The sequence below is a fragment of the Actinospica acidithermotolerans genome (assembly GCF_018139625.1).
GTDB classification, from domain to species: Bacteria; Actinomycetota; Actinomycetes; order Streptomycetales; family Catenulisporaceae; genus Actinospica; species Actinospica acidithermotolerans.
This window is the reverse complement of the sequence record NZ_JAGSOH010000012.1, coordinates 71777-95237: the sequence shown is the minus strand read 5'-3', so window position 1 is coordinate 95237 and position 23461 is coordinate 71777. Positions and strand designations below refer to the sequence as shown.

General features: G+C 70.5%; 16 protein-coding genes. 11 read left to right on the top strand and 5 right to left on the bottom strand.

Going from position 1 to position 23461, the window contains the following annotated elements:
• The first annotated feature begins 322 nt into the window (after positions 1-322).
• Positions 323-2482: an iron uptake transporter permease EfeU gene (gene efeU, locus KDK95_RS07275; RefSeq protein ID WP_212517246.1), complete on the top strand. Its 2160-nt coding sequence runs from the start codon at positions 323-325 to the stop codon at positions 2480-2482.
• On the top strand, positions 2482-3900 hold the full coding sequence (locus KDK95_RS07270; RefSeq protein ID WP_212517245.1) for a Dyp-type peroxidase: 1419 nt from the start codon (positions 2482-2484) through the stop codon (positions 3898-3900). Before efeU ends, KDK95_RS07270 begins: the two co-directional genes overlap by 1 nt.
• Positions 3901-4010: 110 nt before the next feature.
• Here KDK95_RS07270 and KDK95_RS07265 read toward each other — a convergent pair whose 3' ends face one another.
• The gene (locus KDK95_RS07265) at positions 4011-5648 is read right to left on the bottom strand and encodes a phospholipase C (RefSeq protein WP_212517244.1); all 1638 of its coding nucleotides are present in this window, start codon (positions 5646-5648) and stop codon (positions 4011-4013) included.
• A 229-nt stretch (positions 5649-5877) separates the two neighbouring features.
• Complete coding sequence (sepH, locus tag KDK95_RS07260; RefSeq protein ID WP_212517243.1) at positions 5878-6948, bottom strand: septation protein SepH; 1071 nt, start codon at positions 6946-6948, stop codon at positions 5878-5880.
• Positions 6949-7337: 389 nt separating this feature from the next.
• Here sepH and KDK95_RS07255 point away from each other — a divergent pair, with 389 nt between their 5' ends.
• Complete coding sequence (locus KDK95_RS07255) at positions 7338-8006, top strand: trimeric intracellular cation channel family protein (RefSeq protein WP_212517242.1); 669 nt, start codon at positions 7338-7340, stop codon at positions 8004-8006.
• Positions 8007-8017: 11 nt separating this feature from the next.
• Here KDK95_RS07255 and KDK95_RS07250 read toward each other — a convergent pair whose 3' ends face one another.
• A complete protein-coding gene (locus tag KDK95_RS07250; protein WP_212517241.1) occupies positions 8018-8806 on the bottom strand; it encodes an LCIB family protein in 789 nt (262 codons plus the stop codon).
• Positions 8807-8930: 124 nt separating this feature from the next.
• On the opposite strand from KDK95_RS07250, the gene acnA reads away from it, so the two are divergent.
• From acnA to KDK95_RS07215, 7 genes are all read left to right on the top strand, one after another.
• Positions 8931-11633, top strand: coding sequence for an aconitate hydratase AcnA (gene acnA, locus KDK95_RS07245; RefSeq protein WP_212517240.1), 2703 nt, complete (start codon positions 8931-8933; stop codon positions 11631-11633).
• A gap of 91 nt (positions 11634-11724) precedes the next feature.
• Entirely contained in the window at positions 11725-12990 is a 1266-nt protein-coding gene (locus KDK95_RS07240) for a DUF1800 domain-containing protein (RefSeq protein WP_212517239.1), read from the top strand.
• Positions 12991-13000: 10 nt separating this feature from the next.
• Positions 13001-14209 (top strand): DUF1501 domain-containing protein, encoded by a 1209-nt coding sequence (locus KDK95_RS07235; RefSeq protein WP_212517238.1) that lies wholly within the window; start codon positions 13001-13003, stop codon positions 14207-14209.
• A gap of 607 nt (positions 14210-14816) precedes the next feature.
• The gene (locus KDK95_RS07230; protein ID WP_249160515.1) at positions 14817-15908 is read left to right on the top strand and encodes a sugar ABC transporter substrate-binding protein; all 1092 of its coding nucleotides are present in this window, start codon (positions 14817-14819) and stop codon (positions 15906-15908) included.
• 104 nt (positions 15909-16012) lie between these two features.
• On the top strand, positions 16013-16840 hold the full coding sequence (locus tag KDK95_RS07225; RefSeq protein WP_212517237.1) for an ATP-binding cassette domain-containing protein: 828 nt from the start codon (positions 16013-16015) through the stop codon (positions 16838-16840).
• On the top strand, positions 16837-18141 hold the full coding sequence (locus KDK95_RS07220; RefSeq protein ID WP_212517236.1) for a sugar ABC transporter permease: 1305 nt from the start codon (positions 16837-16839) through the stop codon (positions 18139-18141). Before KDK95_RS07225 ends, KDK95_RS07220 begins: the two co-directional genes overlap by 4 nt.
• Before the next feature lie 88 nt (positions 18142-18229).
• Positions 18230-19456, top strand: coding sequence for an ROK family transcriptional regulator (locus KDK95_RS07215; RefSeq protein ID WP_212517235.1), 1227 nt, complete (start codon positions 18230-18232; stop codon positions 19454-19456).
• A gap of 58 nt (positions 19457-19514) precedes the next feature.
• On the opposite strand, the gene KDK95_RS07210 is transcribed toward KDK95_RS07215, so the two are convergent.
• Positions 19515-20279, bottom strand: coding sequence for an alpha/beta hydrolase family protein (locus KDK95_RS07210; RefSeq protein ID WP_372463277.1), 765 nt, complete (start codon positions 20277-20279; stop codon positions 19515-19517).
• A gap of 378 nt (positions 20280-20657) precedes the next feature.
• Between KDK95_RS07210 and KDK95_RS07205 the strand changes: the two genes are divergently transcribed.
• On the top strand, positions 20658-22820 hold the full coding sequence (locus tag KDK95_RS07205) for an alpha-galactosidase (protein ID WP_212517233.1): 2163 nt from the start codon (positions 20658-20660) through the stop codon (positions 22818-22820).
• 91 nt (positions 22821-22911) lie between these two features.
• Here KDK95_RS07205 and KDK95_RS07200 read toward each other — a convergent pair whose 3' ends face one another.
• The gene (locus KDK95_RS07200; RefSeq protein ID WP_212517232.1) at positions 22912-23343 is read right to left on the bottom strand and encodes a CBS domain-containing protein; all 432 of its coding nucleotides are present in this window, start codon (positions 23341-23343) and stop codon (positions 22912-22914) included.
• Positions 23344-23461 lie beyond the last annotated feature (118 nt).

The window sequence follows — 23461 nt, the reverse complement described above, 5'->3', positions numbered from 1 at the left end:
TCCCCACCCTGATCCCCCACCGGTCGCTCCGTCGCCCGCCGGGCCCCTCCCCGAGGCCCGGGGGGCGATGGAGCGGAGACCGGATCGGGCTCTCCCCTTCCCGACCCGGTCGATTACTAGAGCGCCGGGGACCCGCCCCAGATACATGCGGGCCCAAGAAATTCAGCAGAAAAATATCCGCGCCGAATGTCCGCATTTGCCGGATTGCGCGCCCGATTTCACTCCGAGGTCGCGTACCCGCCGTGTCGAGTGGGCGGTTCTATAGGTTAGGCTCGCCTAAGTTTGTCGTGAGTCGGCCGAATCGAGGAGTGTCCCGCCCGACATGTGGAACACCGCGTTTCCCAGTTTCCTGATCGGCCTGCGCGAAGGCCTGGAGGCCGGGCTCGTCGTCTCGATCCTCGTCGCCACCCTGGTGCGCGCGCAGGCCAGGGACCGGCTCGGCGCCGTCTGGACGGGCGTGGCCGCAGCGGTCGCGCTCAGCCTCTCCTTCGCCGCGGTGCTCTCCTTCACCTCGGCCTCGCTCCCGGCCGGCGGCCAGGACGCGTTCGGCGGCGTGCTCTCGCTGCTCGCGGTCTGCTTCGTCACCACGATGGTGTTCTGGATGCGCCGCAACGCCAAGAGCCTGTCCGGCGACCTGAAGGCGCGGGTGAGCGACGCGCTCGGCCGCGGCGACAAGGTGCTCGTGCTCACCGCGTTCCTCGCCGTGGCGCGCGAGGGCCTGGAGACCTCGCTGTTCCTGTGGACGACCGCGAAGTCGGCCGGGCAGGCGCGCGGGCCGATGCTCGGCGGCCTCGTCGGCATCCTGCTCGCCGTCGCGCTCTGCTGGGGCCTGTACCGCAGGGTGCTGAAGATCAACCTCACCCGGTTCTTCGCGTACACCGGCGGCGTGCTCATCGTGATCGCGGCCGGAGTGCTGGCGTACGGCCTCGGCGACCTGCAGGAGGCGGGCCTGCTGCCGGGCTATGCGGCGCACGCCTTCAACCTGAGCATCGACGCCGGCTCCTGGTACGCGACGCTGATCGCCGGCACGCTGAACCTGACGCCGGTGATGACGTGGCTCCAGATCGTCGGCTACGTGCTCTACCTCGCGACCACGATGACGCTGTTCGTGCACGGAGTACGCGCGGCGGGCGGGGCGCAGTCGGCCGCCGCGTCCGGCGCCGCATCCGGTGCGCCGGAGCTCTCGCGGGCCGAGCGCGCCGCGGCCCGCCGGGCCGCCGAGGAGACGGCTCTCGCCGAGCAGCTGGCGGCCAAGGCGCGGGCCGCGCGGAACCCGGGCGGCGCCGAGCCGAAGCGCCGGGCGCCGCGCTGGGCCGTGTACGGCGCGATCGTGGCGGTCCCGGCGGTCGCCGCCGTGGCCACGATCTCGGTGATGGGCACCGCGTCCGCGAACAGCACGATCCAGATCGCCATCAGCGAGGCGACCTGCGGCACCGGCTGGAGCTCGCCGACCGCCGGGACGCTCAGCTTCGACATCACCGACAACGGTGCCAATACCGCCGAGGTCTACCTGATCAACCCGCTCAGCAATGCCGTCTACGGCGAGGCCCCGGACGTCACCCCGGGCGCCGCCGAGGTGATGAACGTCTCGATCGGCGCCGGGGACTACGTCTTCCGCTGCTCGTTCGTCGACGGCACGGTGAAGAACTCGGCGACCTACCACGTGACCGGTTCGAGCGGCGGACTCGCCGCGGTGATCCCGGTGACCGAGCAGGACATGGAGCAGCCTGTCTCCGACTACCGCAGCTACGTGCAGTCGGCGCTGCCCGGGCTGCTGACCGCGGCGGCGAAGCTGGACGCGGACCTGCGGGCCGGAAACCTCGCCCAGGCCGAGACCGACTGGCTGCCCGCGCACCTGGCCTACGAGCGGCTCGGCGCCGCGTACGGCACCTTCGGCACCTTCGACAGCGAGATCAACGGCTCGGCCTCCGGACAGCCCCAGGGCACCGCGTCGAAGGACTGGACCGGCTTCTTCCGCATCGAGTACGGGCTCTGGCACGGCCAGAGCGCCGCCGAGCTGGCGCCGTACGGCGACAGGCTAGTCACCGACATCAAGGGACTGATCAAGGCGTTCCCCGGCCAGACGACGCCGGCCACCGACCTGCCGCTGCGCGCCCACGAGATCCTGGAGAACGCGCTGCAGTTCCAGCTCACCGGGATCCAGGACTACGGCAGCGGCACCACGCTCGACACCCTGTACGCGAACACCCAGGGCACCCAGGAGGTGCTCTCCACCATCAGTTCCCTGATCCAGCGCGGCGACCCGGCCCTGCTGAGGCAGATCGACCAGGAGACGGCCGTCGTGCAGGCCGACCTGAAGTCCGTCGGCGCCGGGCCGTGCACCGCCGCGTGCGCCGGAACGCCCGCCGCGCTCTCCGCGCTGAGCACGGCGCAGCGGCAGAAGATCGACGGCGATCTCGGCCGGCTGCTCGAATCCCTGTCCCTCGTGCCCGATCTGCTGGAAGAACGGACCGCCGCCTGATGTCCGAGTCAGAGAACGTCGAAGCCGCGGGCGCGAGCCCGGAGACCGAGGCGAACCCGGAGACTGCGCCGGCCGCGGAGCGCCCGGCGAGCGCGCAGCCGGCCGCCTCCGCGTCCGGCGGCTGCCCCTTCTCCGGAGCCGCCGACGGCGCAGGCGGCGCGGTCGACTCCGCCACCCTGCACGCGGCCCTGCGCCGCCGCTCCTTCCTGCGCGGCGCGGCGGTCGGCGCGGCGGGCGCGGTCGTCGCCGGCGGTGCAGTGGCCGGTGCGGCGGTCGCCATGGCCGACGACGGGACGACCACCGGCTCCGGCCGCGTCATCCCGTTCCACGGCGCGAACCAGGCCGGCATCCTGACCAAGCCGCAGGCCTTCGCCACGTTCGTGTCCTTCAACGCCACGGCCGGCAACCGCGCCGAGCTGGTCGAGCTGTTCAAGACGATCACCGCGCGCGCCCGCTTCCTGACCGCCGGCGGCACGCCCGCCGACCTCGGCCTCGCCTCGCCGCCCTCGGACAGCGAGACCCTCGGACCGCAGGTGCCCGCGGACGGGCTGACCGTCACCCTCGGCGTCGGCGCCTCGCTCTTCGACAGCCGCTACGGCCTGTCCTCGCGCAAGCCGGCCCGGCTGTCCGCGATGCCGGTGTTCCCCAACGACGACATGGTCGGCTCCCAGGAACTGCACGGCGACATCTCGCTGCAGATCTGCGCCGACCACCAGGACACCGTGATGCACGCGCTGCGCGACATCGCCAAGCACACCCGCGGCGGCATGCAGGGCAACTGGAAGATCGACGGCTTCCAGTCCGTGCCCCGCCCGAGCGGCACCCAGCGCAACCAGCTCGGCTTCAAGGACGGCATCGCCAATCCCGACGTGAACGACGCCACCGCCACCAGCGCCCTGATCTGGGCCCACGGCGGCCTGCGCGGCGAGCAGCAGTGGGCCGACGGCGGCTCGTACCAGGTGATCCGCATCATCAGGATGCTGGTCGAGTTCTGGGACCGCGTCTCCCTCAACGAGCAGGAACTGATGATCGGCCGCAGGCGCGACACCGGCGCGCCGCTCAGCGGCACCGCCGAGTTCGACACCCCCGCGTACGCGAACGACCCGATGGGCAACGTCATCCCCCTCGACGCGCACATCCGCCTCGCCAACCCGCGTACCGAGGCCACCTACGACCAGCAGATCCTGCGCCGCGGCTACAACTACGACCGCGGTTTCGACATCGACGGAAACCTCAACGTGGGCCTCGCCTTCTGCGCCTACCAGCAGGACGTGGTCCGCCAGTTCGAGGCCGTCCAGACCCGCCTGATCGACGAGCCCCTGGTCGACTACATCTCGCCCACCGGCGGCGGCTACTTCTTCGCGCTGCCCGGGGTGAAGGACTCGTCGGACTACTTCGGGTCGGGGATGTTCGCGTAGGGGAGAGGCGGGCAGCCGCAGACACCTCGCCCCCGCCACGGATTCCGTGGCGGGGGCGAGGTGTCTGCGACTCGGATCCGGCGAATCGAACTCGGCGGATCAGCGGGCGACTAGTCGCGCAGCACCGCTCCGGTCGTCGGGCTGAGCAGCACCCGGCGGGCGGACTTCTTGCCGAAGTCGAACATCGAGTCCAGCGAGCCGGCGTACTGGGCCAGCGAGCCGGAGATCGTGCCGGTGCTCCAGTTCTGCTCGATGAAGGCCAGCGACGAGGTCTGGTCGGTCACCGAGTGGTCGACGAAGTTGGACTTGGCGTAGGGGGAGATCACCAGCTCCGGCAGGCGGGGGCCGTAGCCGCAGCGGTCCTGCTCGCCGGCCAGCGGGGTGCGGGCGGTCGAGCCGCACTTGCCGGTGCCGTCGAGCGCGTCCACCGCCGGGTCGGCCGACGAGTTCACGTTCGGCGGGGCGGCGTGGTCGTACCAGCCGTCGGAGTCGTCGTACTGGATCACGATCGCGGTGCTGCTCCAGTACTTGGAGGACTCGATCGCGTTGATCGTGTTGACGATTCCGGCCTGCTCGTCCAGCGGGTCGGAGTAGCCGGCGTGCCCGTCCTGGTACTCGGCCTGCTTGACGTAGGAGACCGACGGCAGGTTGCCGTCCTTGATGGACTGGTAGAAGTACGACAGGTCGTACTGGTGGTTGGCCTGGCCGTTGCGGCCGACCTCGGCCTCGGAGGCCGGGGCCACGTGGTGCGGGTTGGCCGTCGAGGCGTAGTACTCGAACGGGTCGTGGTGCGCGCTGTAGTCGGCGATGGTCGCGCCGCCGATGTTGGTGTGCGTCGCGCCGCACACGGCCTTCGTGCTCGAGGTGGCGGCGGTGGTCGCGCCGAAGCCGCCCTGGAACCAGCCCCACGTGACGTTCTTGGCGTTGAGCAGGTCACCGATGTTGGTGCCGGTCATCTTGAGCGTGTTGCCGGCCTTGGAGCAGTCGTCGTAGTACGGGTCCATGTCACCGATGTCGGTACCCAGGTCGCTCGAGTTCGGCGAGGCGACCGTGGAGGTGGCGGTGACCGGGTTGCCGTTGGCGTCGACGACGGTGCCGCCGTAGGTCTGGCCCGAGATCAGGTTGATCGCGCCCGGGGTCGAGGGACCGTAGGTGGTGTCGTACGAGTTGTCGCTCATCGCGTAGTTCTGCGCGTAGTTCCACAGCGCGGTGACCGTGTTGCCGTCGTAGTAGTCCATCACCAGGCCGGACATGCCCTGGTCCGGCGAGGAGCAGGTCGCCACGCCGGTGTTGGCCGGGAACTGGTCCGCCAGGCCCATGTCGTAGGCCTTCTGCTCCGCGGTGTCGTTGTGGTCCTGGTCGCAGGTCAGCGCCTGAGAGGAGTTCAGCCGGCTCGGGTTGACCCCGTTCGGGTTGTTCTCCAGCAGGCTGGTCGACAGGCCGTCGACGGTCGGCGTGTTCGCCTTCGCGTGGAAGGTGGTGCCGTCGGTGTTCGCAGCGTTCGGGTACGTGCCGAAGTAGTGGTCGAACGAGACGTTCTCGTCGAACAGCACCACCACGTGCTGGATCGGAGTCGTCGTGCCGGCGTGCGCGCCGGTGAGCACGATCGAGCTTCCCGAGGACTGCGGTGTGATGGTGCCGGCGTTCTGCGAGCCGAAGCTCGGCTGGGCCACGGCGAACGTCAGTCCGACGGCGACCGCACCGGCAGCGGCGGTGACCGCCGCGCGACGCTTGGTCTTGGCTTGCATCAGGGATTCCCCTCCGGATGAAGGCAGGGCAGCGGATGGTTCTGAGCCTACGATTCCGTAGCCTCGACTCCACGGGAATCCCCGCGGCGAGCCCCGGCCGAAGCAACGGTGAACTTCGGCTGTACTACTCATAAAGCACTCAGGATCGAGTGTTCACACCGCGCGATCGGGCGACATCAGTCCGCTGATGTCGCCCGATCGGAAGTCACCGCTGGTCGCCCCGGCCGGCTCAGTCCGCCTTGCGGCGGCGCGTGCCGAAGACGATCTCGTCCCAGCTCGGCACCGTGGCGCGGCGGCCGGGGCTCACGCCGTCGTTCACCGCCTGCTGGTCCGTGTCGCCGCGCAGCCGCTCCTTGTGCGGGCCGACGGGGCCGAACAGCGCGTCGGAGTACGCCGAGCCTGCGCCGGTTCCACCCGCCGCCGCGGCCGTACGGTTCGCCGAGGCCCCGCCGGCCGCGGCGGCCGGGCTCTGCGCTGGGGTCTCGGCCACGTCCACGTCGCCGTTCGCCGACGCGGGGGAGCCCGCCTCGGGGGCGGCGGCCACCGTGCCGGCCGCGGAGCGGGTGCCGTTGGGCCGCACCGGAAGCGCTGTCACAGAGCCCTGACCAACCGCCGGACGGCCGTGCCAGGACTGCAGGGAGGTCACCTGCGCCGAGCGCGGGCCGCCGGCCGGGCCGCCGCCCACCGCCGCGGCCGCGGAGCGCGCGGCGAACGGGAAGGCCGTGTCCGGCGCGGCGTCGCTGGACAGCAGCCGCGCCTCGTCGTCCACCGGGTGCACCAGGCGCCGCGGCGGGTCGAAGCTCCAGGTGGCCTCGTACGGCAGGCCGCCGATCCGGAAGCTCATCCGGACCGTCCAGACGCTCTCGTCCTTGCGCCACGAATCCCATTGCACGGAGTCGATATCCGGCTCGCGCGCCGCGAGCCGCTCGCGCACCACGTCGCCCAGCTTCGGGCCGTGCGTCTCGCCGGACCGGCGCACCTGCGTGTTCTGCGCCCGCTCGGCCATGAAGGCGCGCTCGGCGAGCACCGGGCCCTCGAACCGGCGCACCCGCTCCAGCGGGATGCCGGCCGCGTCCGCGACCTGCTCGGCGGTCTGTCCGGCGCGGATCCGCGCCTGGATGTCGCGCGGCCGCAGCTGCGCGTCGAGCTCTATCTCGATCTGCCCGAGCCTGGCCCGATCCCCGCGCACCGCGGCGCGCAGCCGGTCGTCGATCGCGAGGAAGAACTCCTGGCCGTCGGGAGCACGCAGCACCAGACGGTCACCATCGCCGGTGACCGCCATCACTCGCAGTTCGGTCATGGGACCTCCTGTGTGCTGCCCCTGGCGGGTTGGGCCGAGCGCGCTCCTGTACCGAGTGTGAAGGCATTCCGCGGCCCCTGGGAAGGGACCACGCCCGTTCGGCGCAACGCCGTGACACACGCGCTACCCGTTCGGGGGACTAGTCGACCGCGTATACGGCCTGAGCCGGTGACGCATGTCGCCATCTGTACCTATCCCCCAGGCGGATCCGGAAACCTCCGTCGGCACCCGGTCGGGCGCTGCATCCACGGTATCAGTGCGCATCGCTTGAACGGAGGCCCAACACAGTACATCCCGAAGCAAAGCCAGCGCGGAGTGAGCCGGTCAACACACCTCGGACATTTGGTGTGCGATGGCGTATCCCCGGATTCGCTTGGGATCATTGACCTATGCTCGCAGCTCCGGCCCCTCATCTGCCTATTGTTTTCGACCTGCTCGGCATCCTCACGTCCTCGGCCGCGGGGGCGCTGACCGGCGTGCGTAAGGGACTTGACCTGGTCGGGGTTCTGGTGCTGGCGGCGGTGACCGGCCTCGGCGGCGGCGTCCTGCGGGACCTGATGATCGGCGCCGTCCCGGTGGCCATGCTCACCGACTGGCGATATCTGGCCTCGGCGACTTTGGCCGCGGCCGCCGTGCTGATCGCGCAGCATCCGCTGATTCTCGGCAGACGGGTGCCGATGGTGGACCGCGTGCGCCGCCGGATTCCTTTGTCCACGGCGTTTCTGGTGGCCGATTCCGCGACGCTGGGTTGTTTCGCGGTCTCCGGCACCGCGAAGGCTTTGGACTACGGTCTCGCGGTGATTCCGGCGGCCTTGATGGGAGTGGTGACCGCGGTCGGCGGAGGCGTCGTCCGCGATGTGCTGGTGAACGAGGTGCCCACCGTGCTGCGGCGCGAGCTGTACGCCGTGCCCGCGCTGGTGGGCGCGCTGATCGTGGGCACGACGAACCAGCTCGATCCGGCCGCGACGGCGCTCGCGTTCGTCGCCGCGGCCGTGACCATGGGACTGCGGCTCCTGGCCGTGCGCAACGATTGGCACGCCAGGCTTCCCGCGCCCTGATCGGCGGTCGATCAGAACTCGAGCTCCGTGCGCCCGCCGCCCGCGCGGTCGAACACGGCGAGGCTCGGCTGCACGTAGTCGGCGCCGCGCGGTCCGTGGATGTGGACTCCGGTGAACACCGCGATGTCGGCCGGGTGCGCGTCGTCCCGCAGCACGTTGATCACGTCGGCCGTGCCCTCGTCGATGAGCTGCCCGGCGATCCGGGTGATCTCGAGCAGGTCCGCCTTCGCGTGGTCCGTGACGCGCGGCGCGATCCGGTCGCGCAGCCGGGACTGCTCGGGATCCTCAGGGTCCAGATACGGGTAGTCGGAGATGTGCACGTCGTCGCTGCGCAGCGAGTCGCCGACGGCCAGCAGCGCACCGCAGGCGTAGGTCACGCCGGGCACCCCGAGGCGCTCGCACTCGCCGACCGCGCCCGAGGCGCCGACGCCGACGTGGGTCAGCCCGATGAGCACGAACGTCCGGCGCCCGTCGACCAGCGGAGCATGCCCACGCGCCGCGATGACACCCGTACGGCCCAATGTGAAAAGGCCGGCCAGGCCGGCCATGTTGAACGCCCCGCCCCAGGCCCGCTGCAGCTCCGCGGTCAGCCCGAAGGCGAGCTCGTCCCGGCAGGTCGCGATGAGCGGCAGCGCCCCGCCGCGGATCACCCCGAACTGCGCGAGTAGGTTCTGTGTTCCGTTCACGAACTGGTTCGCCGGGACGGCGCCGGGAAAGTCCCGGGCCAGGGTCTCGGTGAAGGTCACGGCCGCGGCCTCCTGCTTCGATCCGGTGATGCCCGGTCGGGCTATCGCTTCCATGATGATCGAGTGGCCGCGTTTCGGCCACGTGAGTTTCGCCTCGCACCCGGGTTCGGATTAGCCCGGAGGATGGGGTATCTTGATGTCGAGATAAAGTCACACGCCACACCAGAGGAGACCCGCGGTGTCCACCAACAGCCTCGGAGCGCGCGCCGACCTGCGCGTCGGCGAAGAGACGTACGAAATCTTCCGGCTCGACGCCGTGCCCGGTGCCGAGCAGCTGCCCTACTCGCTGAAGGTGCTGCTGGAGAACCTGCTGCGCACCGAGGACGGGGCGAACATCACCGAGGGGCACATCCGGGCGCTGGCCGGCTGGGACCCGCAGGCCGAGCCGGACACCGAGATCCAGTTCACCCCGGCCCGGGTGATCATGCAGGACTTCACCGGCGTGCCCTGCGTCGTGGACCTGGCCACCATGCGCGAGGCGGTGGTGGCGCTCGGCGGCGACGCGTCGAAGGTCAACCCGCTGGCCCCGGCCGAGCTGGTCATCGACCACTCCGTCATCGCGGACGTCTTCGGCACCCCGGACGCCTTCACCAGGAACGTGGACATCGAGTACGAGCGCAACCAGGAGCGCTACCGCTTCCTGCGCTGGGGCCAGACCGCCTTCGACGAGTTCAAGGTCGTCCCGCCCGGCACCGGCATCGTGCACCAGGTGAACATCGAGCACCTGGCCCGCGTCGCGATGGCCCGCAACGGCCAGGCGTACCCGGACACCGTGGTCGGCACCGACTCGCACACCACCATGGTCAACGGCCTCGGCGTGCTCGGCTGGGGCGTCGGCGGCATCGAGGCCGAGGCCGCGCTGCTCGGCCAGCCCGTCAGCATGCTGATCCCGCGGGTGGTCGGCTTCAAGCTGACCGGCGAGCTGCCGGCCGGGGCCACCGCCACCGACCTGGTGCTCACCATCACCGAGATGCTGCGCAAGCACGGCGTCGTCGGCAAGTTCGTCGAGTTCTACGGCGAGGGCGTCACCTCCGTCCCGCTGGCCAACCGCGCCACGATCGGCAACATGTCGCCGGAGTTCGGCTCCACCTGCGCCATCTTCCCGATCGACCAGGAGACGGTGAACTACCTCAAGCTCACCGGCCGCACCGAGCAGCAACTCGCGCTGGTCGAGGCGTACGCCAAGGAGCAGGGCCTGTGGCACGACCCGTCGCACGAGCCGAAGTACTCCGAGTACATCGAGCTCGACCTCGGCACGGTCGTCCCGTCCATCGCCGGCCCGAAGCGCCCGCAGGACCGGGTGATCCTGGCCGAGGCCAAGTCCCGCTTCCGCAGCGCGGTCCGCGACTACGTCACCGTCGGCGACGAGTCCGGCATCGAGTCCTTCCCGGCCTCTGACGCCCCGGCGGTCTCGAACGGCGTCTCCAAGCCCACCAAGGTGACCGCGCCCGACGGCTCCGAGTTCGAGGTCGACAACGGCTCGGTCGTCATCGCCTCGATCACCTCGTGCACCAACACCTCGAACCCCTCGGTGATGCTCGGCGCCGCGCTGCTGGCCAAGAACGCCGTCGAGAAGGGCCTGAAGGCCAAGCCGTGGGTCAAGACCACGCTCGCCCCGGGCTCGAAGGTCGTCACCGACTACTACGACCGCGCCGGCCTGACCCCGTACCTGGACAAGCTCGGCTTCAACCTCGTCGGCTACGGCTGCGTCACCTGCATCGGCAACAGCGGCCCGCTGCCCGAGCACGTGTCCGCGGCGGTCAACGAGGCCGACCTCGCAGTGGTCTCGGTGCTCTCCGGCAACCGCAACTTCGAGGGCCGGATCAACCCGGACGTCAAGATGAACTACCTGGCCTCGCCGCCGCTGGTCATCGCGTACGCCATCGCGGGCACGATGAACTTCGACTTCGAGCACGACGCCCTGGGCACCGACGCCGACGGCAACGCCGTGTACCTCAGGGACATCTGGCCCTCCCCGGCCGAGGTGCAGGAGGTCATCGGCTCGGCGATCTCCGCCGAGATGTTCTCCAAGGACTACGCGGACGTGTTCGCCGGCGACGAGCGCTGGCAGTCGCTGCCGACGCCGACCGGCAACGTCTTCGAGTGGGACGCCGACTCGACGTACGTGCGCAAGCCCCCGTACTTCGAGAACATGCCGGCCACCCCGGCCCCGGTCGCCGACATCGCCGGCGCCCGCGTGCTGGCCAAGCTGGGCGACTCGGTCACCACCGACCACATCTCCCCGGCCGGCTCCATCAAGGCCGACTCGCCCGCCGGCAAGTACCTGGCCGAGCACGGGGTCGAGCGCCGCGACTTCAACTCCTACGGCTCCCGCCGCGGCAACCACGAGGTGATGATCCGCGGCACCTTCGCCAACATCCGGCTGCGCAACCAGCTGCTGGACGGCGTCGAGGGCGGCTTCACCAAGAACCTGCTGACCGGCGAGCAGACCACGATCTACGACGCCTCGGTCGCGTACGCCGAGGCGGGCGTGCCGCTGGTCGTGCTGGCGGGCAAGGAGTACGGCTCCGGCTCCTCGCGCGACTGGGCCGCCAAGGGCACCGCGCTGCTCGGCGTGAAGGCCGTCATCGCCGAGTCCTACGAGCGGATCCACCGCAGCAACCTGATCGGCATGGGCGTGCTGCCGCTGCAGTACCCGGCGGGCAAGAACGCCGCCTCGCTCGGCCTGACCGGCGAGGAGGAGTTCACCATCACCGGCGTCACCGCCCTGAACGAGGGCAGCACGCCGAAGACGGTGAAGGTCAAGGCGGGCGACGTCGAGTTCGACGCGGTCGTGCGCATCGACACCCCCGGAGAGGCCGATTACTACCGCAACGGCGGGATTATGCAGTACGTGCTGCGCAACCTGCTGCGCGGCTGATCGATAGCCGGACCGGGCCCCGCGGCGCACGCGCGCCGCGGGGCCTTCCTGCTTAGCGCGTCCTTATCCGGCGACGCGTATCAAGGAAAGCGTGACGACCGACGCGGACCGCTCCCTGATCGCCCATCTGCTGCGGCGCACCGGATTCGGCGCCAGCGGGCCGGAGATCGACGCGGCGCTGGCAGCGGGCTTCAACGCCACCGTGGACAGCCTGTTTACCGCCTCGCCGAGCGCCGACCCCGGCGTGGCCGCGACGCCCGCGCCGAAACTGCCGTCGGCGATCGACACGGGCGCCGACGCCGACCTCGTCGCCTGGTGGATCGCCCGGATGACGGCGGCCCGCGATCCCTGGCCGGAGAAGCGCACGTACTTCTGGCACGGCCACTTCGCCACCTCGCTGCAGAAGGTGCGCTACGCGTCCCTGATGCTCAGGCAGAACCAGACCCTGCGCACGCTCGGCGGCGGCGACTTCCATACGCTCTTCCGGACGATCCTCACCGACCCGGCGATGATGGTCTGGCTCGACGCCGAGGGCAGCACGGCCGAGGCCCCCAACGAGAACCTGGCGCGCGAGTCGATGGAGCTGTTCGGCCTCGGCGTCGGCCACTACACCGAGACGGACGTGCGCCAGGCCGCGCTCGCCCTCACCGGATGGCGGCTCGACCGGATCAGCGGGGTCGCGACGTTCGCGGCCAGGAACCACGCCGCCGGGCCGGAGACGATCCTCGGCCGGACCGCCTCCTTCGACGCCGACTCGTTCGCCGATCTGATCCTCGCGCAGCCGGCAAGCGCCGAGTTTGTTGTCGCCCGCCACTGGTTCCGCCTGGGCTCGCCGGCGACGATCCCCGCCGCGACCCGGGGGAGCCTGCTCGCCGCCTACGGCTCCACGGGCGATCTCAGCGCCCTCGCACGCGCCCTGTTCACCGATCCCGCCTTCACCGGCTCCACGGCCCGCTACGGGCTCGTCAAGCAGCCGGTCGAGTACGTCGTCGGCGCACTCAGGGCGCTGAAGATCACGCCGACGCCGAAGGACACGCCGGCTCTGCGGGCGGTGCTCGACGGCCTCGGCCAGCTGCCGTTCTACCCGCCGAACGTCGGCGGCTGGCCGTCCGGGCAGCTGTGGCTGACCACGGCGGCGCTGCAGGCGCGCATCGACTTCGCCCGCTGGGCCGCGGCGGCGGGGGACCTGTCCACCGTCTCCGACTCCGCGACGGGCTCGCGGATCGACGCCGTGGCCTACCTGCTGGGCGTGGACTCCTTCTCGGCGCGCACCGTGACCGCCCTCTCCGACGTCGCGGCCGACCCGCCGAGCCTGGTCGAACTCGCCCTGCTCAGCCCCGAGTACCAGGTCAACTGAGGGAGCCCACGTGGACACCGTCACCCGCCGCAAGTTCCTGATCGCCTCCGGGGTCGTCGGCGCCGGCGCGCTGGCCGCCGGCGCCGGCACCCTGACCTGGGACGCCCTGCACCGCGCGGCGCGCAGCGCCCCGCTGGAGGCCGGCCAGGGCATCCTCGTGCTGCTGACCCTCTACGGCGGCAACGACGGCCTGAACACCGTCATCCCGGCCGCCGACCCGGTGTATCAGAGCTCGCGGCCGGGTTTGTCGTATTCCGAGTCCGAGGTGCTCGACCTCGGCGAGGGCCTGGGCCTGAACCCGTCCATGACGGGGATGCACCAGCTCTGGCAGGACAAGAAGCTCGCCATCGTGCGCGGCGTCGGCTATCCGAGCCCGAGCCACAGCCACTTCGTGTCCATGGACATCTGGCAGACGGCGTCGCCGACCGACCCGCAGACCTCGGGCTGGCTGGGCCGCTGGCTCGATGCGCAGCCGGACGACGAGATGCGGGCGCTGCGCGCCGTCTCGCTCGGCGGCACGCTTCCGCCGCTGCTCGCGGGCACCGAGACGGCCGGATCCTCGCTGCCGCTCGGGCAGTTCAAGCTGCCGAAGGGCGCGACGGGCACGGGCCTGCGCGCCCTCGCCGAGAGCTCGTCCCAGGACTGCGCCAACGCCGCGTACGCCGCAAGGGACACCGGCGATCTGTTCACTGTTGCGGGCGCGTTCCAATCGGTGCTCCCGGCGCGGAAGGGATCGAGGAAGACCGGTGAGCTCGCTGCGCAGCTCGACATTGTTGCCTCCTGCATCGAATCCGCGGTTCCGACCCAGGTGTACGCCGTCAGCCTCGGCGGATTCGACACGCACTCGGCCGAGAAGGGGACGCAGAGCGCCTTGCTCGGCGAGGTGAGCGCGGCGGTCGCCGCCTTCCAGCAACGAATCTCCGCGGGGAACCGGGCGAAGGACGTCGTGCTGGTCGCCTACACCGAGTTCGGCCGGCGCGTGGCCGCCAACGCGAACGAGGGGACCGACCACGGCACCGCCGGACCCGTCTTCGTCGTCGGCGACTCGGTGGCCGGCGGCTTCCTCGGCGAGCAGCCCTCGCTCACCGACCTCGACCAGGGCGATCTCAAGTTCGGCACGGATTTCCGCTCGGTCTACGCGACGGTGCTCGCGGACGTCCTGCGGGCCGATCCGGAGCGGGCCCTGGGCGCCTCGTTCCCCGTACTGCCGCTGCGCTGAGATCTGTGAACGGGCTCGGTGGCCGAAGAGAGTGCAGCTTTGCGACGCGGGCGTTTGTCGCCCGCGCGACGCGGCCGGGGCGACCGAACCGCGGCGGTGCTCGCGGTCGGGGGCCGGGGAAGGCCCCGAGCGGGATTCGGGTGATCCCCCTGATGCCCCTGTGCCGCTCCGCCATTCGGGTACACTCCCCACTTAACGGTTTGGTCACGGGATTGTGCGGGTTCTGATCTTCATTCCAAGATCGTTGATCTTGTCTTTAGTCGAGCTAAATTGTTGCCGGGGGCTACATGAAATCCGTGTTACGGCCGGTCACCGCGCTGTAAGCAGTCCCGGCTCCGCGTTCTCCCTGTCCAAAACGTGACAACGTTGCCATTCGACGTCTCGTAGAACTCGATCATCGATCCTTGATCATTGTTAGCGAGCCGTTACCGTAGGGCGCTGCGTCGCTCTCGCGGCCTCTTCACAAAGGCTGGCGAGCGGAATACGTTGCGGGTCACAACTTTTGGCGTCCCGGCCACGGGACGACTGCACAGCACGACCCCCGCCTCCCGGCTCCACTCCGCACCGTCGCGCGCGCCGCGCCGGTATCCGAGAAGGGAACAGCGCAATGATGCGCAAGCGAATCTATGCCGCAGTGGCCGTCGCCACCGTGGCCGCCACCGCGTTGGCCGGCTGTTCGAGCTCGAGCAAGAGCTCCTCCAGCTCATCGTCGTCGAACAACAAGGTCGGCATCCTGCTGCCGGACACCGCGTCCTCGCCCCGCTGGGTCTCCGCGGACCCGAAGCAGATCGCGGCCCAGTGCGCCGTGTACAAGCTGGACTGCAAGATTTACAACGCCAACGGCTCCGACGCCACCCAGGAGCAGCAGAACCAGCAGCTGATCAGCTGGGGCGCCGGCGTCATCATGCTCGTCGACCTGGACTCCTCGTCCGGCGCGGCGATCGAGAAGCTGGACAAGTCCAAGGGCGTCGTGCCGATCGACTACGACCGGCTGACCCAGGGCGGCGGCGCGTCCTACTACGTCTCCTTCGACAACGTGAAGGTCGGCGAGGACCAGGGCAAGGCCCTGACCCAGTGCTCGCAGGTCGCCGGCAAGAGCGGCGTCGGCTACGTCGAGATCGACGGCGCCTCCACCGACAACAACGCCACGCTGTTCGCGCAGGGCTACAACTCCGTGCTCGGCTCGCAGCCCGGCTGGACCAAGCTCGACGACGGCAACGGCAACTGGAGCGCCACCACCGCGCAGTCGGTCTTCCAGAACCAGCTGGGCAAGTACGGCAGCAAGATCAACGCCGTCATGGTCGCCAACGACACGATGGCCCAGTCGGTCATCAACGTGCTGCAGCAGCAGGGCCTGGCCGGCAAGGTCGCGGTCTCCGGTCAGGACGCGAGCGCCGGCGGCCTGGACAACATCATGGCCGGCACCCAGTGCTTCAGCATCTACAAGCCGGTCGCCGGTGAGGCGGACGTCGCGGTCAAGCTGGCCTCGCAGATCCTGGCCGGCCAGAAGCCGACCGCCCCGGCCACGGTGACCGACCCCTCCAACGGCTCGAAGGTCCCGGCCTACCTGGCCACGCCGACCGTGATCACCACGGCCAACGTCGGCCTGCCGGTCAAGGACGGCTACGAGACGGCCGCCTCGGTCTGCGACACCAACTCGACGACCAAGGCCAACTGCGCCAAGTACGGCATCAGCTAAGCCGCTGACACCCGGTAGCCATCCCGGATCTTCCCGTCCCCGGCAGGCTCCCGCCTGGGCCTGCCGGGGACGGGAATCAGCCACATCGACCCTAGGAGTCAACCGTGAGCGTGGACGCCGGTCCCCGCGGCGCGAGCGAGCCGATCCTGCGGCTGCGCGGCATTCAGAAGTCCTTCGGCCCGGTGCACGTCCTCAAGGGCGTGGACTTCGAGGCCCGATCCGGAGAAGTGACCGCGCTGGTCGGCGACAACGGCGCCGGTAAGTCCACGCTGGTCAAGTGCATCGGTGGCACCTACGCCATCGACGAGGGCGAGTACATCTTCGACGGCAGGCCGGCTCACGTCCAGAGCCCGCGCGCCGCCTCCGCCCTCGGCATCGAGATCGTGTACCAGGACCTCGCCCTGTGCGACAACCTGGACATCGTGGAGAACATGTTCCTCGGCCGCGAGGAGGTCGTGGGCGCGGCGCGCACCCTCGACGAGGCCAAGATGGAGCTGATGGCGGGCCAGACGCTCGCCTCGCTGTCCGTGCGCACCGTGAAGTCGGTGCGGCAGAAGGTCTCCAGCCTCTCCGGCGGCCAGCGGCAGACGGTGGCCATCGCCAAGGCCGTGCTGTGGAACTCGAAGCTGGTCATCCTCGACGAGCCGACCGCCGCGCTCGGCGTCGCGCAGACCGCGCAGGTCCTCGACCTGGTCCGCCGGCTCGCCGACCAGGGCCTGGCCGTCGTGCTGATCTCGCACAACATGAACGACGTGCTGCAGGTCTCGGACAGCATCGCGGCGCTCTACCTCGGACAGATGGCGGCCCAGGTGCGCCGGTCCGAGGTGACGCACACCCAGATCGTCGAACTGATCACGGCCGGACGCTCCGGCGACCTCGGCCTCACCTCGTCGGTCGCGTCGGCCGTCGAGGGGAACGGAGCGCAGGCATGAGCACCATCGGCAACGAGACGCCGCAGCTGCGGCAGGGCGAGGAGCAGCCGTTCCAGCCGCGTGAGATGAACGCGGTCGAGTACGGGCGCGACTACGTTCAGCGCCTGCGCGGCGGCGAGATGGGCGCGGTACCCGGCCTGATCGGCCTGGTCGTGCTGGTGATCCTGTTCGCCATCCTGCAGAGCGGCTTCCTCTCCGCGTACAACGTGGAGAACATGGTCATCGACGGCGCGCCGACGATCATCATGGCGATGGGCCTGGTGTTCGTCCTGCTGCTCGGCGAGATCGACCTTTCCGCGGGCACCGCCTCCGGCCTGTGCGCGGTGCTGGCCGCCGTGCTGCTGGTGCGCCATCAGGTGAACTGGGTCGTCGCCGTCTTCGCGGCCGGCCTGCTCGGCGTGGTCATCGGCGCGAGCATCGGCTGGCTGCGCGCGAAGGTGGGCATCCCGTCGTTCGTCATCACCCTGGCGGCGTTCCTGTCCTTCCAGGGCGTGACCGTCATCATGGTCGGCGGCAGCGGCTCGATCCTGGTCACCGACCACACGCTGGTCGCCCTGGAGAGCGCGAGCATCTCCGATTACATGCCCATCTGGGCCGGCTGGCTGATGCTGGCGATCGTCGTGCTCGGCTACGCGGTGGTCAAGTTCCGCACGCTGTCCAAGCGGCGGGCCGCCGGACTGTCCACCGAGCCGAACTCGATCGCGCTGATCAAGATCGCGGCGCTGGCGGCGCTGGGCGCGGTGTTCATCTACTACATGGGCATCAACCGCATCATCACGCACACGTTCCTCACCTCGAACCAGACGTCCGAGGGCGTGCCGTGGATCGTGCCGCTGATGCTGATCCTGCTGTTCGCGCTGACGTTCCTGCTCGGCCGCACCCGGTACGGCCGGCACGTCTACGCGGTCGGCGGGAACGACGAGGCCGCCCGCCGCGCGGGTATCCGCGTGGACATGGTGCGCATCTCGGTGTTCGTCATCTGCTCCTTCCTCGCGGCGCTCTCCGGCCTGGTGCAGCTCTCCTCCCAGGCGGGCGTGAACTCGGCCCAGGGCGGCGGCAACACCCTGCTGCTCGCCGTCGGCGCCGCGGTCATCGGCGGTACGAGCCTGTTCGGCGGCCGCGGCCGGGTGATCGACGCGGTCATCGGCGGTGTCGTGGTCGAGGTCATCTCGTACGGCATGAGCGACCTGATCTCGGGTTCGAACGGCCCCGGCTGGCAGCAGATCATCACCGGCATCGTGCTGCTCGTCGCCGCCGGCTTCGACGCGGTCTCCCGGAGGGCGGGCCTGAGCAGGCAGTAACGCGAAAGCGGGTTACGGACGTAGCGCAGGAGTGAGGAGCATCAGCCGCCGCGAACGGGCGCCGACCGAGAAGGAACGGACAAGCACGATGACTGCTGCCGGCACGGCGGGGTCGACGCAGGACGAAGTTCGCAGGCACAACGTCTCCACGCTTTTGCGCTACGTCCATGTGCACGGCCCCACCTCGCGGACCGAGTTGACGAGCGTGATGCAGCTCAACCGGTCGACGATCGGCGCATTGACCGCGGACCTGACCCAGGTCGGGCTCGTCCGCGAGGAGGTGCCGGCCCGCTCGCGCACGGCCGGTTCGGGCGCGGGCAGGCCCTCGCTGGTGGTGTGCCCGCGGCCGGAGAAGGTCTACGTCTTCGCCTACGACATAGGCGTCGACTACCTGATCGCGGCGCGGGTCGGCCTCGGCGGCTCGATCCTGGACCGCCGGGAGCTGCACCGGCTGCGCGGCGACTACGCGCTCGAGGACGTCGCCGCGCACCTCGGCAGGTTCACCGCCGAGATGCTCGGCCGGGCGGAGCCCGGATCCGTCTGCGTCGGCGTCGGCGTGGCCATCGCGGCCCTGGTCAGGGAGTCCGACGGCCAGGTGCGCTACGCCCCCAATCTCGGCTGGGTGGACGCGCCGCTGGGCCGTTCGCTCGCCGACATGCTCGGCGAGTACGGGATCAAGGCGCGCATAGTGGTGGGAAACGACGCCGACCTCGGCGCTCTCGCCGAGCACGTCAGGGGCGCCGCCGCCGGCTCGTCCGACGCCGTCTACCTGACCGGCGAGGTCGGCGTCGGCGCCGGCATCATCGTCAGCGGCGAACCGCTCAGAGGCCACGGCGGCTACGGCGGCGAGATCGGCCACACCGTCGTCAACCCGGCCGGCCGGCTCTGCCGCTGCGGAGCCCGCGGCTGCTGGGAGACCGAGATCGGCGAGAAGGCCATCCTCGACGCCGCCGGCCACCCCGACGGCCCCCGGTCCACCGTCTCCGCCGTCGTGGCCGCCGCCTCCGACGGCGACGCCCGAGCCCAGGCCGCCATGCGCCACGTGGGCGAATGGCTCGGCATCGGCGTGGGCAACGTTGTCAACATATTCAACCCAGAAGTGGTCATCTTCGGCGGCCTGCTGCGCGACGTCTTCCCCGCCGTCGAGCAGCAGCTGCGCACCACCCTGCTCACCACGGGCCTCGCCGCCCCCCGCGAGCAGGTCCGCCTCGTCACCCCGGGCCTGGGCGCCGACTCCACCCTCGTGGGCGCCGCCGAACGCGCCTTCGCTCCGCTGCTCTTCGACCCGATAGAGGTCATCACCGGCCTGATGTAGGGCGGCGCCCGGGCCGCCGGGGGAGGCGGAACGGGCGCCGGATCCGGGACTCAGCGGTTCACGCGGGCGAGACGGCCGGCTGGCCCAGGTGGCGGGCGAAGAAGCGGACCGCACTGTCGGCCTCGAAGCGGGGGAGGTCCTGGTGGCGGCCCGTGTTGACGTGCAGGGACTTGTCGGGGGAGGCGAAGGCGTCGAACAGGGCCAGGCCGGCCTCGCGGTCGATGTACTCGTCGTCCCACTGCATGTCGAACTCGACCGGGATGGCGATCCTCCGGGCGTCTTCGGCCAGGCGGTCGGGCCAGTGCAGGCCGAAGACTGCGGCGGCGATCCGGGGTTCGCCGGCCACGAAGGGGACGCCGATGGCGGTGCCCATGTTCAGGCCCCAGAAGCCGACCGGGCCCTCGGGGCCGATGTCGGGCAGCTGCTGGAGGGCGTCCAGCAGCGCGCGGTACTCGGGGACGGCGCGTTCGGCCAGGTGGGCGTTGTAGCGGACGATGATCGGGGCCTCGGGTTCGCCCGCGTCCCTTGCCGCGTACATCGCGGCGATCTCGCGCTCGTCGTGCGCGGTGCGGGGGCGGTCGCCGTGGCCGGGGGCGTCGATGACGGCGGCGTGGAAGCCGGCGCCGGTCACGAGGCGGTGCGCGCGGCCCCACATCGCGGGGGCCTTCTTGTGGAGGCCGCCTCCGTGGGCCAGCAGCACCAGCGCGGAGCGCTCGGCGCCGGCGGCCGGGGACCAGAGGACGCCGGGGAGGTCGCCGATGGTGAACTCGCGTTCGCGAATCTTGTCGGACGAGTCGTCAGAGGTGAAAGTCAGACAGGACAAGGCCATGTCGCACAACCCTTCGGGAATGCCTGGTTTCTCGGCGCTCCCGGCGACGGCTTCGTCTATCGCCTGACCGTGACGGGGTGGGGGAGCGCCCACGTCGATGCAGCCTGCATGGGTCGTCTCACCTCCTTCAGTCCCGCGGTCGGGCACGGTGCTGCGCACGCTACCAACGCCCGCACGGCCTAATCAACGGGATTTCCGCAGCCCGGCACCCGCCCGCCCGCGCCGACCAGTGCCGATGGGCGCGCCCCGGCCGACGCACGCGTGGCGCAGCGGTTCCGGATCGGCGTGATCAGCGGTCCGGCCGACGGTATCGTCGGCAGCACCCGTCTGCCGGGCCGACTCACCCACTCACTGGAACTGGACTGCCTACCGATGACGACATCCCATGCCGATGCCCGGATCGTGCTGCGAGCCGCAGGGGTCTGCCTCGTCCTCGACGCGACGGCGGGCCGGCTGCCCGCGGTCCTTCTCTGGGGGCGCGACCCGGGCGTGCCGCTTGCGGCCGACCTCGACGCGCTCGCGCTCGGAGCGGTCGCGCCGCACGCGCCGAACGGGGTGGACGAGCCGATCCGGCTCTCGCTGCTGCCCGAGCACTGGACGGGATGGATCGGCACGCCGGGGCTTCGCGGATCGCGGTCGGGCCGGGCGTGGTCGCCGCGCTTCGTGACGTCGCGGGTCGAGGTCGACGGGGTGGCCGACGCATCGCCGATCGTGCTGCGCGAGGGTGCGGCGCACATCGCGTTTCACGCGGAGGACGCCGAGGCCGAACTCGCGCTGGAGATCGAGGTCCAGATGGACGCGAGCGGCGTGGTGCGACTGCGTGGAGCGGTGCGCAATACCGGTCGGGATGATTATCAGCTCGATGAGCTGCTGCTTGCCCTGCCGGTGCCGCAGGAGGCCGGCGAGCTGCTCGACTTCGGCGGACGCTGGGGCAAGGAGCGGGTGCCGCAGCGTGCACCGATCGCTCAGGGCACGCACCGGCGCGAGGGCCGCCGCGGACGGACCGGGGCCGACTCCGCCTACGTTCTGCATGCCGGCGTGCCCGGCTTCGACTTCGCCAAGGGCGAGGTCTGGGCGCTGCACACCGGCTGGTCGGGCAACCACGTCCACCAGTTCGAGCGGGTGGACAGCGGTGTGCAGGCGCTTGCCGGGGGAGAGCTGCTGCTGCCCGGCGAGGTGAGGCTCCGTCAGGGCGAGACGTATAGCGGGCCGTGGATCTACGCAGGATACGGCGACGGGCTCGACGAGGTCGCGCGACGGTTCCACACGTATCTGCGCGGCCGCCCGCAGCATCCGCGCACGCCGCGTCCGGTGACGCTGAACGTGTGGGAGGCGGTGTACTTCGATCACGACCTCGACGTGCTGCTCGAGCTCGCCGAGCAGGCGGCCGCGGCTGGCATCGAACGCTTCGTGCTCGACGACGGCTGGTTCGGCGCACGGCGCGACGACCACCGAGGGCTCGGCGACTGGACCGTCTCGCCGGAGGCGTGGCCCGACGGGCTGCACCCGCTGGTGGACCGGGTGCGCAAGCTCGGCATGCAGTTCGGGCTCTGGTTCGAGCCGGAGATGGTCAACCTCGACTCCGACCTGGCACGCCGTCACCCGGAGTGGGTCATGTCCACCGGCGGCCGGCTTCCCGTCGAGTCGCGTCACCAGGAGGTGCTCGACCTGGCGATCCCGGAGGCGTACGCGTACATCCGCGATTCGATCTGCGCGATCCTCGACGAGTACGACATCGGATACATCAAGTGGGACCACAACCGCGACCTCATCGACGCGGGCGGACTCGACGGACGCCCGGCAGTGCACGAGCAGACGCTTGCGTTCTACCGCCTGGTGGACGAGATCAAGGCGAAGTATCCGGGCCTGGAGATCGAGTCCTGCTCCTCCGGCGGCGCGCGCGTCGACCTCGGCGTGCTGGAGCGCACCGACCGCGTCTGGGTCTCGGACAACATCGACCCGCTCGACCGCCAGCAGATGATGCGCTGGACGACGCAACTGCTGCCGCCGGAGCTCATGGGCGCGCATATCGCCTCGGGCAGCTCGCACAGCACCGGTCGTCGGCACGACCTGTCCTTCCGCGCGGCCACCGCCCTCTTCGGCCACCTCGGCGTCGAATGGGACCTGCGCTCGGCGACCGCGGCCGAGCGAGCCGAGCTCGCCGACTGGATCCGCTTCCACAAGGCACACCGCGAACTGCTGCACGGCGGCGACCTCGTGCGCATCGACCATCCCGACCCCTCGATCGTGCTGCACGGCGTCGTCGCCCCCGACCGCTCGGAGGCGATCTACTCGTACGCGGTCACCGCGCGCAGCCCCTACGTCTCGCCTGGCCGCATCCGCTTCCCCGGCCTCGACCCGGCGCGGCGCTACCGGATCGAGCCGGTGTTCCCGGAGTTCCTGCACGCCGACACCCGGCCCGCGGCCTGGTGGCCCGGCGTCACGATGAACGGAGCGCTGCTCGGCGCGGCAGGCCTCGCCGCCCCGCTTCTGCACCCGGAGCACGCCGTCGTCTTCCACGCCCGTGAACGTTGACGCGCGCCGCGGCACGCGTTGAGGCCGGCGCCCGGCGGCGGATGCCGGGTGCCGGCCCTCGGGTGCGGGTGGCGCCGCTCCGACCTGCGGGTCAACCCTGCACGTAGTCGATCAGGTTCTTCCGGTCGAACTCCAGCTGGTCGATCGTCGACTTGACCACGTCGCCGATGCTGACGATGCCGACCAGGCGGCCGGCGGGGTCGACGACCGGCAGGTGGCGGATGCGTCGGCTGGTCATCGTCGTGCAGAGCTCGTCGACATGGTCCTCCAGGGCGCAGGTGGAGACCTCCCAGACGGCGATGTCGGAGACAGGGCCGTCGAGGACGGCGTCGCCGCGGTCGTTCAGGCGGCGGACCACGTCGCGTTCGGAGACGATGCCGCGGACGGTCACGCCGTCCTCGGAGACGACGACCGCTCCGATGTTGCGCTCGGCCAGCAGCGCGAGCAGCGCGCGGCAGGTGGCGTCGGGGCGGACGGTGACGACCACCGACCCTTTGTTCCTGAGGACGTCTTTCACTCTCATGGCTACTCTGCTTCCCTCGCCCTTGAAGGACAGCTCGTGACGGACCCCCCACTGTCCACAGTGGCGGACAAACCGGGTGAACGCCAGTCGTGCCGGGCAGGTCGCGTGCGGCGATCCG